The 10,633-nt window shown below is 67.7% G+C and carries 9 protein-coding genes and 1 tRNA gene; 4 read left to right on the top strand and 6 right to left on the bottom strand.

Features of this window, described 5'->3' with window-relative positions; translation table 11 throughout:
- From VNN10_08650 to gyrA, 3 genes are all read right to left on the bottom strand, one after another.
- The coding region (locus tag VNN10_08650) for a thiolase (protein ID HXH22085.1) at positions 1–962 on the bottom strand (962 nt) is incomplete at its 3' end.
- Between the two features lie 86 nt (positions 963–1,048).
- Positions 1,049–1,474, bottom strand: coding sequence for a Zn-ribbon domain-containing OB-fold protein (locus VNN10_08645; protein ID HXH22084.1), 426 nt, complete (start codon positions 1,472–1,474; stop codon positions 1,049–1,051).
- Positions 1,475–1,603: 129 nt separating this feature from the next.
- Entirely contained in the window at positions 1,604–4,123 is a 2,520-nt protein-coding gene (gene gyrA, locus VNN10_08640; protein ID HXH22083.1) for a DNA gyrase subunit A, read from the bottom strand.
- A 72-nt stretch (positions 4,124–4,195) separates the two neighbouring features.
- Between gyrA and VNN10_08635 the strand changes: the two genes are divergently transcribed.
- Positions 4,196–4,753, top strand: coding sequence for a hypothetical protein (locus VNN10_08635; protein HXH22082.1), 558 nt, complete (start codon positions 4,196–4,198; stop codon positions 4,751–4,753).
- Here VNN10_08635 and VNN10_08630 read toward each other — a convergent pair.
- The 3 genes from VNN10_08630 to VNN10_08620 all read right to left on the bottom strand — a co-directional run bounded on the left by VNN10_08630 (position 4,750) and on the right by VNN10_08620 (position 6,454).
- On the bottom strand, positions 4,750–5,448 hold the full coding sequence (locus VNN10_08630) for a gamma-glutamyl-gamma-aminobutyrate hydrolase family protein (protein HXH22081.1): 699 nt from the start codon (positions 5,446–5,448) through the stop codon (positions 4,750–4,752). The genes VNN10_08635 and VNN10_08630 overlap by 4 nt on opposite strands.
- Positions 5,449–5,469: 21 nt before the next feature.
- Positions 5,470–6,312, bottom strand: coding sequence for a tetratricopeptide repeat protein (locus tag VNN10_08625; protein ID HXH22080.1), 843 nt, complete (start codon positions 6,310–6,312; stop codon positions 5,470–5,472).
- A 64-nt stretch (positions 6,313–6,376) separates the two neighbouring features.
- Positions 6,377–6,454: transfer RNA gene (locus tag VNN10_08620), tRNA-Pro, on the bottom strand.
- A gap of 237 nt (positions 6,455–6,691) precedes the next feature.
- Here VNN10_08620 and VNN10_08615 point away from each other — a divergent pair.
- The 3 genes from VNN10_08615 to VNN10_08605 are packed head-to-tail and all read left to right on the top strand — an operon-like array spanning position 6,692 to position 10,534.
- On the top strand, positions 6,692–7,963 hold the full coding sequence (locus VNN10_08615) for a glycosyltransferase family 4 protein (protein ID HXH22079.1): 1,272 nt from the start codon (positions 6,692–6,694) through the stop codon (positions 7,961–7,963).
- The gene (locus VNN10_08610; GenBank protein HXH22078.1) at positions 7,956–9,338 is read left to right on the top strand and encodes an oligosaccharide flippase family protein; all 1,383 of its coding nucleotides are present in this window, start codon (positions 7,956–7,958) and stop codon (positions 9,336–9,338) included. Before VNN10_08615 ends, VNN10_08610 begins: the two co-directional genes overlap by 8 nt.
- Entirely contained in the window at positions 9,338–10,534 is a 1,197-nt protein-coding gene (locus VNN10_08605; GenBank protein HXH22077.1) for a glycosyltransferase, read from the top strand. Before VNN10_08610 ends, VNN10_08605 begins: the two co-directional genes overlap by 1 nt.
- Positions 10,535–10,633: the final 99 nt, after the last annotated feature.

Raw genomic sequence — 10,633 nt, 5'->3', positions numbered from 1 at the left:
CCCGCCTCGCCTCGCTTGCAGAAGCCCGTGTCTTCGAGGGCGAAGATGGGCAGGTGCGCGAAGGCGTCATAGATCATGACGTGGTCGATGTCGGCGTGCGTCACCTGCGCCTCGTCGAAGGCCTTCTTGCTCGAGACCTTGTAGCCCTGGGAGCTGGTGAAGTCCTTCATCATGCTCACCATGGGTGTCTCCACGGTCTCGCCAGTGCCCAGGATGTAGACCGGCTTCGTAGGGAAGTCCTTCGCGCGCTCGGCGGTAGTGAGGATCAGGGCGCCGCCGGCGTCGGTCACGGGGCAGCACTCGAGGAGGTGCAGCGGGTAGCAGATTATCCGGCTTGCCAGGACGTCCTCCACCGTTACTTCCTGCGGCCGGAAGGCGCGCGGGTTGTCCTTCGCCCACTTGCTCTGGGCGACCACCACCGACGCAAGCTGCTCGTGCGTGAGGCCCGTCTCCTTCATGTAGCGCAGGATCCCCATACCAAACAGCGTGGTCGGGCCGACCGGGCCGTAGGGCGCCTCGAACTGGCCGCTAAGGCTGTTGTTCGGCATTCCGAAGCCCATGCCGCCGCCCGGCAGGCCGCGGCCGCGCCCGATGGGCGCAGACGGGATGCCGATCAGGTCGCCGCGGGTGTGGCCGCTCTCACCCATCGTTATGAGGGCGTAGTTGCAGTAACCGAGGGCAAGCGCAGCAGCAGCGTGGCGCACGTGCAGCAGGAACGACGTCCCTCCCACGGAGGTACCGTCGACGCAGGTCGGCGTGATGCCGAGGTAGTGGGCCAGCTGCGTCGGGCTGTGGGTCGAGAAGACGCCATCGATCTTCTTCTTGTCGATCCCGCAGTCCTTTATGGCGTTCATGGCCGCGTCCGCGGCGAGCATGAGGCTGGACATGCCGGGGATGTCGTTCAGCCCCGTCGTCTCCGCGTGCCCGACGATGGCGACCTTGTAGCGCACCGTGTCAGTCATGACCTTCTCCAGTCAGGGAAAAATGCCGCACTTTTCGGGACCCGAACGGCCGAAGTGAGGGCGTTCGGACGTCCGGATGTCCGCCTTCAGGCGGGGACCCAGTAGGGGACCTTGCGCCCGGGGGCGATCTCTTCGAAGACGACCCGCAGGTCCATGTCGAGGACAAGCTTCTCGGGCGTGTTCTCGATGCCGTGGATGTTGGTCATCATCCGCACGCCCTCTTCCAGTTCGACGATGGCGATGGCGTAGGGCGCCTCGTTCATGAAGGCCGGCGGCGGGCGGTGGTTGATCATGTAGGTGTGGAGCTTGCCCCGCCCGGAGGCCTGGAACCACTCGACGTTCTGGCTCAAGCAGTTCGGGCAGAAGTAACGCGGGTAGAAGAAGACCCCCTGGTCACAGTCCTTGCAGCGCTGGAGCCAGAGCTGACCCTCGTTGACCTTATCCCAGAAGAACTGGGTCTCGGCGTTGGGCGCAGGCACAGGCTTTGGTGGCGCTTGCCTCTGTTCGGTCACGGCGACTCCTCTAGTCCTCCATCGGGGCTTGAGATGAAAACGGGAAGCGAGGGGTAATCTATTCGATCCTTGACGCTAACGTCAAATTAGAGGTGTGCGGGCAAAAGCCTCAAGGCTGCGGCCAGCGGGCTACGTGCGCCGTCTGCGCGGCCTGCCGTCCGGGCTGCTGCCGTTGCCGCGCGCGCCGCTCGCCGCCGGGTTCCCGCTGTTCTTCGCGAGGTCGACACAGGCCAACGAAGCGACGCGGTCCCCCTGGCCAACGTTCATGACGTGGACGCCCTGCGCCGCCCGTCCCACCTTGGCGATGCTGTCGACCGTGGTCCGCATCACTATGCCGCTCTGGGACACCAGTATCAGCTCCCAGCCAGGGAGCACCGTCCGGGCGGCCACGATCCGCCCCGTGCGCGCCGTCACGTTGTGAGTCACGACGCCCTGGCCGCCGCGCGAGTGCCGCGGGTACTCGGCGAACTCGGTACGCTTGCCCAGGCCGGTCTCGGAGATAGTCAGGAGCATCGCCCCCGGCCGCGGGATCTCCATCGCCACGACCTCATCGTCTGGCCCCGACAGGCGCATGCCGCGCACGCCGCCGCTCTGGCGCGAGGCGGAGCGGAGCTCTGCGACCCGGAACCTGATCGCCTTGCCCTGGGACGAAACCAGGACGACCTCGTCGTCCTCGCGCGCCAGGCCGGCGAGCACCAGCGAGTCTCCGGGCTCGATGTTCATGGCTATGAGGCCGGCGCGGCGAACAGACTCGAACTCGCTCAGAGGCGTCTTCTTGACCTCGCCGCGCTTGGTCGCCAGCAGCATGAAGTCGTCATCATACGTGGTCGTGCCGACGACGGCCGTGACCAGCTCGCCCGGCTCGATCTCGATCAGGTTCACGAGGGGGGTGCCGCGGGCCTGGCGGGTGGAGTCCGGGATCTCGTGCACCTTCAGCTGGAAGACGCGACCCCGGTCCGTGAAGAACAGCAAGCTGTCGTGCGTGTCTGCTACCAGAAGGCGGTAGATGGCGTCGGCCTCCCGCACTCCCATGCCGGTGATGCCCCGGCCGCCGCGCCGCTGCGTGCGGTAAGTGTCCAGGGGCAGCCGCTTGATGTAGCCGCGGTTGGTGAGGGTGATGACGCACTCCTGGTGCGGGATCAGGTCCTCTTCGCTGAAGTCCTCGACCTCCTGCTCCACGACCTGGGTCCGGCGCTCGTCGGCGTACTTCTTCTTGACCTCCGCGGCCTCGTCCTTGATCAGGAAGTCGATCTTTCGCGGGTTCGCGAGCAGGTCCTCCAGGTAGTTGATGTTCTGGATGACCTCCGCGTATTCGTCCTGCAGTTTTTGCCGCTCCAGGTTGGCCAGGCGGCGCAACTGCATGTCCAGGACGGCCTGCGCCTGTATCTCCGTCAGGCCGAAGGGCCGCTCCTGCAGGCGCTCCTTCGCCACGTCGGCAGACGGCGACTCGCGGATGGTGCGGATGACGGCGTTCAGGTTCTGGATGGCCTTGAGGAGGCCTTCGAGGATGTGGGCACGGTCGCGCGCCTTCTGAAGGTCGAACTCGCTCCGGCGCCGGATCACCTCCCGCCGGTGGTTGATGTACAGCTCCAGCGCCGTCTTCAGGCGGATCGTGCGGGGTTCGTTCTCGACCAGCGCCAGCATGTTGACGGCGAAGGTGGACTGCATCGCCGTGTGCTTGTAGAGGTTCCGGAGGATCACGGGCGCCTGCCCGCCGCGGGCCAGCTCGATGACGATCCGCATGCCGTTGCGGTCGCTCTCGTCCCGCAGGTCGCTGATGCCTTCGATCTTGCGCTGCTTTACCAGCTCCGCGATCCGGGCCACAAGGCCGGCCTTGTTGACCTGGAATGGCAGCTCCGTGACTACGATCTGCGCCCGGCCCGAGCGCGACTCCTCGACATGAGCGCGCGCCCGCACCACGATGCGGCCGCGGCCGTCGCTATACGCCTGCTTGATCGCGTTACGGCCGAAGATGATCCCGCCGGTCGGGAAATCCGGCCCCTTGATGATGTTCGAAAGCTCGTCTGAGGAGACGTCCGGGTTGTCGAGCAGCGTTGTCACGGCATCCAGCACCTCGCCCAGGTTGTGGGGCGGGATGTTCGTCGCCAGACTCACGCCGATGCCGGAGGCGCCGTTTATGAGGAGGTTGGGGATGCGCGCCGGGAGAACGACAGGCTGCAAATGCTCGTCCGAGAAGTTGGGGACGAAGTCGACGGTGTTCTTGTCGATGTCCGCCAGGAGCTCCGTGGCGATCGGGGCAAGGCGCGCCTCGGTGTAGCGCATGGCGGCCGGCGGGTCGTTGTCGATGCTGCCGAAGTTGCCCTGGCCGGTGACCAGCGGATAGCGCATAGACCAGTCCTGGGCCAAGCGGACAAGCGCCTCGTAGATTGGGGCGTCGCCGTGGGGGTGGTACTTACCCATCACCTCGCCGACGACAGTGGCGCACTTCTTGTTCTGGTTGCCGTCGAGTCCGAGCTCCGACATCGCGTAGAGGATGCGGCGCTGTACCGGCTTGAGGCCGTCGCGGACATCCGGGATCGCCCGCGAGACGTTGACGCTCATCGCGTAGTCCACGAAGGACACGCGCATTTCGTCCTCAATGCGGATGGGGCGGATATCGCCGAACTCTGATGACGGGGCCTGGGTCATCGATAGCTCCGGGCTATAGAGGCGAAAATGCTAAATCAATGATACCATTTGATTCTCCGGAGGCCAAGCGAAGTGGACAATGCCCCGGCCACGCCCCTGCGCGCCAACCCGCTGCGGAAGCTCCTGGTGCTCGCGCCACCGCTCCTTTCCGGTGGGGCCGCCGCCCTCTTGCTGGCGATGGCGCCCGCCGCCTGGGGCGCCGCCGACGACCTTGGCCTGGCGTCCTGGGTACCGACCGTCTCGGCGTTGTTTCTGGCCCTACCGGCCCTCTCGATCTCGCTCTACGCCCTGCGCGCCCTCTGGAGGCGGATGACCGGCCTCTTCGAGGTCGACCTGTTCGGGGCGGCCGTGGGCGCCGCCTCGCACTGGGTGGCGGCCGTCTGCCTGGTCACCTTCGCCGGGACCATGGGCGCGGAAGAGTCGTACCGTTCCCTGGGCGCGGGTGGCACGAGTAGCGGCGGGTTCGTGTTCCTGGTCGTCATCGCCACGCTCATCGGTACGACCCTGCACGGCGGGCTGACGATGGTGTACGTGTGGGCCGTGACGCCGGGACGAAGAAGCCGCCTCGCCGAACGCCGCGAGGACGAGGTCGACTTCGTCGAGCAGTGGACACGCCGGCGGCGGCGTTAGGTCCGGACAGCAGACGCGAGCACGACGGCCGCCAACTCCTCGAAAAGACGCCGCCCCGACGCTTCGAACCCCGCTAGCTGCGGTTCATCGCGCTCCGGGTGCCACTGCACCCCGACCACCCACGTGTGGCGTTGGCTTTCGATGCCCTCGACCAGGCCGTCCGCCGAGGTCGCCGCGGCCGTCAGCCCCGGCGCGAGCCGCTCCGTCGTGACCGCCTGGTGATGACGCGAGTTCACCAGGCAGCGCTCGCCCAGCCACTCGCGCAGCCGCGACCCTGCAGCCGTCACGACCTCGTGGCTGCGCGAGGGGAAGCCCTCGCTGCGATAGTCCGCGACGTGCTCGCCGCTCTCGATGTGCTGCAGCAGCGAGCCGCCAAGGCACACGTTCAGGAGCTGATGGCCGCGGCAGATGGCCAGGACCGGCATGTCCTGTCGCAAAGCCGCATGCAGGAGGGCTGACTCGAACTCGTCCCGCAGCGGATCGATGCGCCTGACCCGCTCGTGGCGTTCGGCGCCGTAACGCGCGGGGTCGATGTCGACGCCGCCAGTCAGGACCAGGCCGCTCAGCCCTTCCAGCGTGCAACCAGGTCCGTGCATGTCGACCGGCTCGAGGCCTGCGTCTCGCAGGCGCTGCCAGTATCGCTCGATGCTCTCGCCGGCGACGTCCTCCCAGCGCGTGACGCCGACCCGTCTCACCAGGCGACTCCGACGCTCGGGTTAGAGTTCGTCGTCTTCGTCCTCGTGGCCCTCTATTGTCTCCTTGAAGGAGCTGAGGCTCATGAGGCCCGGCTCGCCGACCTCGGTCTCATCCGCCTCCCAGTCTTCGACCTCCGCCTCGTCCTCGGTCTCATCCTCTTCCTCATCGATGTCGTAGCGGAGGAGGGTCTCACGGGTGTAGGGCCTCAGGCCCTCGGCGCTCGTCGCGGGGAAGGAGAGGCGCGTCTGGCTCGGGTCGCGGTAGGTCTCCTTGATGATGATCTCGGCGCCCGCGTCGCTCACGCTCTTGATCGCGGCCGCATAGCGGTTGCCGCCTTGCATGAGGCGCGTGAGACGCAGCCCGAGCTTCGGCTCCACCGTGCCGATGAACTCACCCTGGGCATTCTCGACGCGCAGGACCGTGTCGTCCGCCTTCAGGTAGACCTCGTCGCCGGCGACGAGGCGGCTGAGCATGTCCGTCTGCACGTCCTGGAGCATGCTGGTGCCGGACTTGCCCATCTCCTCGATGAAGACGTCCTGGGCAGCCTTGCCGGTGCCCTCGCGCGCGAACTCCTCTTCCTTCACGTTCGCCAGGCGCTCGAGGTTGCGCTTGGCGATCGTGTTTACCGGGTCGAGCTCGAGGGCGGTCTGGTAAGCCTCGCGGGACTCGCGCAGCCGGCCCAGCTCCAGCAGGGCCTTGCCGAGGCGGTTCCAGCTATCGACATCGTTAGGCGAGGTCTCGAGAATCTGGCGGTTGAGGCTGACCGCCTCTTCCCAGCGGCCCTCGAGCGCGAGGGCTATCGCCTGGTCGGCACGCTGACGCTTCAGGCGGGCCGCATCTTCCCCTTGGGCGGGCATTGTCATCGACGTTACACCTCGTTGAGAAGAAACACGGATGCACGCGCGGCATCTCGTCGTTGGCGCTGCATGGTCGGGGTGGGCAGATTTGAACTGCCGACCTCACGGTCCCGAACCGTGCGCTCTAGCCTGGCTGAGCTACACCCCGATGCGTGGGAACGATAAATCATAGCGGGCTCCGGACGATCCTATCAATTGCCGCGCTTTGGCGTCGATGCCGTCCCTCTCCTACACTAACCCACAACGGCATCCGACACGGTGAGCCGACTCGAGGGCCGTCGAACATCAGCCTGCAGTCCATCCCCGGCCATCGACCGACCTCAGGCCACCCTCCCGCGGCCGGGGAGGGGTTGCATGCTCGCCGGGCGCGGCGGAGAGGTGGGGCTTGCGCATCCTCCTGATCACCGCCCTGGACGTCTGGGCCCTTTCCGGCCAGGGCGGCGCCCCCTCCCTTCACAAGACGCTGCAGGCCTACGGCCAGCGGGGCCACCTGGTGGACGTCGTCTCACCCACCATCGGCGCGAACCACCACCACGGCGCGCCCCCGGTGCCGCCGCCCGAGCTGGAGGGCGTGACCTTTCATCAGTTCCATCTCCCCTCGCTCGGCGAGTCACGCGTCCCGTGGCCCGATTTCGTGCTGCGCGCCGACCAGAAGCTGCGGTTTGCCGCGCTCTTCCCCTGGCTCGCCTCACGGAGGGCCCTCCAGACCGCCCGCGGGCGGGCATATGACCTCCTCTACGGCTACGAGGTACACGGCGTGCTCGCCCAGCGCCTTGTCCGCCGCAGGCTGCCACTACCGCTCGTCGCCCGATTTCAGGGCACCATCATGCACCCCTACCTCGACAGCCGGCTGCAACTACTGCGCCGGTACGAGGAGGTGCTGGCCCTGCGCACGCCTGCCGACCTCTACGTGATGACGAACGACGGCACGCGCGGCGCTGAGGTGCTCGCGCGTCTGAACCCCGCCTCTGCCGGCAAGGTCCGCTTCTGGCGCAACGGCCTTGACTTGCGCCACATCCGCCCGCCCACTGAAGCCGAGGCTGAAGAGGCCCGCGCCGCGCTCGGCCTCGCGCCGGATGACATCGTGCTCGTGACCGCCGCCCGCCTCGCCCGATGGAAGCGCATCGACCGCGCAATCGACGCGCTCGCGCTCCTGCGGCGGGAGGTCACAAGGGCGCGTCTCATCGTCGTGGGCGACGGGGAGGAGCGCACGAACCTCGAAGCGCTGGCCCGGGACCGTGGCGTAGCGCCAGCCGTGACCTTCACGGGCGCCGTACCGCAGGCGGAGGTCCAGCGTTACCTCTGGGCAGCGGACATCTTCCTGTCGCTGAACGAGCTCTCGAATGTCGGCAACCCCCTGCTCGAGGCCATGAGCGCCGGGCGGTGCATCCTGACCCTGGACGAAGGCGACACCGCCGATCTCATCCGGGACGGGGAGACAGGTGTGCTGTTGCCGGCCTCCGGGGAGCCGTCTCGCATCGCCAGGGCGCTCGCGTCGCTAGCGTCCGACCGGGAGCGCCGCCGGCGCCTCGGCGAGGCCGCGGCGCGCCTCGCCGCCAGGGAATTCTGGAGCTGGCAGGACCGCCTCAACGCAGAGCTGCGTGAGGTCGAAGCGCTGGTCGGGCGCGCGGTCAGCGGAGCGGCCACTCGTGTCTGACGCCTATGGTGGCACCACCGCTGACCCTCAGCGCCACGGGGGCTTCCTGGCCAACGTCAACCTGATCTTCCTCAGCACCCTCACCGTGTACGTGCTGAGCTTCCTCATCATCGTCGCGGTATCGCAGTTCCTCGGTAGCGAAGGCCGGGGCGTGACGGCCCTGTATCAAACGTCTATCAATCTCAGCTACGCGTTCATCTCCTTTGGCGTGAGCATCGCCGCCCTTTACTACGTGAGCAGAGGTGAAGTCTCGGCGCGCCAGGCGCTCGAGGCAGGCCTCAGCACGACCGTCCTGTCGGCCCTGCTGGCCGCTGCCGCGGCGGCCGTCCTGGAGGCCCTCGCCGGCGAGTGGCTCAGCGACGCCGGCGTGCCCCAATGGTTCGTCGTCCTCGCAATCCCCCTCGTCGTCCAGTTCCGCCTCGTCGAGGTCCTACTACGCTCGGACGGAAGGTTCCTCATCGTGAGCATCATCGAGGCCGCTGTCCCCTTCGTGACGCTGGCGGGGCTTGTGGCCCTGGAGGTTGCGGGCTCCCTGACGGTGCCACGCGCGATACTCCTATGGAGCCTGTCCCCGCTCCCGTCCGTGCTTGCCGGCTACGCGGCACTGGGCGTCCGCGCCTGGCCGCGAGGCCTGGGGACCTGGGGCGTCATGCGGCGCCTGGTGAGCTTCGGGATGCAGGGCCAGGCGGGGAATATCGTCCAGACCCTGAATTATCGCCTGGACTCCTATCTCGTGGCGCTCTTCGTGAGCTCTGCAGGAGTCGGGCTCTATGCCAACGGTGTCGCGGTAAGCGAGGCGCTCTGGCTGGTGGCGAATTCCGTTGCCGTGGTCCTCATCCCCAAGCTGGCTTCGTCCGACCCTGAGTATGCGGCTCGCGCCACACCCCTCGTCTGCCGCAATACCATGCTCGTGACCGCGCTCAGCGCCGTCGCCGTCGCGGCCGCATCTCCCTTTGCTGTCCCCTTCGTGTTCGGCGACGAGTTCGAAGGGTCCGTGGAACCGCTTCTCTGGCTGTTACCCGGGGCGGTGGCGATGTCCGGCGCCAAGGTCCTGTCCGCCTACGTGTTCAGCCAGGGAAAGCCGATGCTCAACACCTGGATTTCGGCCGCGACCCTGGCGCTGACGCTGGCGCTCGACCTGGTGCTGATCCCGCCCTTCGGGGTCGCGGGCGCTGCCGGCGCCTCCACGATCGCCTACTGCGCGAACCTCGTCCTGACCCTTGTGGCCTACGGACGCATCTCTGGCGGCCGGCCCCTGGATGCGGTGCTGCCGCGTCTCGCGGATGTCGGTCTCTTCGTCGAAGGCGCGCGGTCCACGTTGTCCCGCTTGCGCGGCGGCTCCAAGAGCCCGCCGGCCTCACTGGAAGCCGGCTGATGCCCGGCGAGCTCCCCGGGCGGCCCCTCCGCCTCGCCGTGCTGGCCAACTTCGACTCACCGCACGCCTGGCGATGGATCAAGGTCTTCATAGCCCGGGGCCATGACGTCCACGCGATCAGCTATTACCCACCGGGGCGAGAGCTGCCGGGCGCCGTGGTACACGCCCTCGCCTCTTCGGAGCGCGGGCCCGCGGGCGCCCGGGGAGAGGGCGGCCCCGTCCGCCGGGCCGCCTCCCGCATCCCGCCCTCCCTGATGCGGCTCGCTAATGCGCTGCGGTTTCGAAGGGCGGGCCTGAGCCGCCTCCTGGCGGAGATCAAACCCGACCTCCTCCACGCCCACTACGTGGTCGAGCATGGCTTCTACGCCGCCATGTCGGGATTCGAACCACTGGTCTTGAGCGCCTGGGGCTCGGACCTCTACAACGCGCCGCGGACGCCGGCCGGCGCGGCGATTGCGCGCTACGCCCTCCGGAGGGCGGCGCTGGTCACGGGCAACGATCCCGCCCTGGTGCGCGAGGCGGTCCACCTCGGCGTGCCGGCCGAGCGGGCCGCGGTGATCCGGCTCGGCCTGGACCGGGACTGGCTCGACGCGCCACTGCTCAGCGTCAATGCCGGCCGCGACAGCAGCCCGCCGACGGTGGCGAGCACGCGCGCCCTCGAGCCCCTGTACAACATCGACGTGGTGCTGCGGGCGTTCGCCCTCCTCCGGAGGCGACTTCCCTCCGCCCGGCTCGTCGTGGCAAACGACGGCTCGCAGCGGCCGCGCCTGGAACGCCTCGCTGCCGGCCTGGGCCTCGGCTTCTCCGTCTCCTTCATCGGACAGGCAAGCCAGGCACGGCTGCGCGAGCTGCTAAACGCCTCCCATGTCTACGTCTCCGTGCCGTCGTCCGATTCGTTCCCCCTCAGCACCATGGAGGCGATGACCGCGGGCGCCTTTCCGGTCGTCTCGGACCTGCCCAGCCAGGACGGGTGGATCACTCATGGCGTCAACGGCCTGCGCGTGCCGGTGCGCGACATCGACGCTCTCGCCACGAGTCTCCACCTCGCGCTTACGGACGACGTCCTGCGCCGCGGAGCCGTGGAGCCGAACCGGGAAAGGGTACGCCAGCAGGGCGACCTGGAACGGAACATGCTTCTGATGGAACGCCACTACTATCGCGTCGCCGGGCATCCCCTGGCGGAGGGCGCCATCTGACAGGCCCCGGCATGTCGCAAATCTTCCCGCTACCGTAGGCCGTACTCTGAACGAGGGGTAGAATCGCCCCATACGTTTCGCGCATTACTGCAGCGTTTT

It is taken from the genome of Dehalococcoidia bacterium, from assembly GCA_035574915.1.
In the GTDB taxonomy this organism is placed as follows: domain Bacteria; phylum Chloroflexota; class Dehalococcoidia; order DSTF01; family WHTK01; genus DATLYJ01.
Note: the sequence above shows the minus strand (reverse complement) of the source record. Positions and strands in the feature narration are given on the sequence as shown.

Excerpts from the sequence above, each read along its gene's own strand:
- gyrA (HXH22083.1), bottom strand. The coding sequence starts at position 4,123 with ATGACCCAGGCCCCGTCATCAGAGTTCGGCGATATCCGCCCCATCCGC.
- VNN10_08625 (HXH22080.1), bottom strand. The coding sequence starts at position 6,312 with ATGACAATGCCCGCCCAAGGGGAAGATGCGGCCCGCCTGAAGCGTCAG.
- VNN10_08605 (HXH22077.1), top strand. The coding sequence starts at position 9,338 with ATGCCCGGCGAGCTCCCCGGGCGGCCCCTCCGCCTCGCCGTGCTGGCC.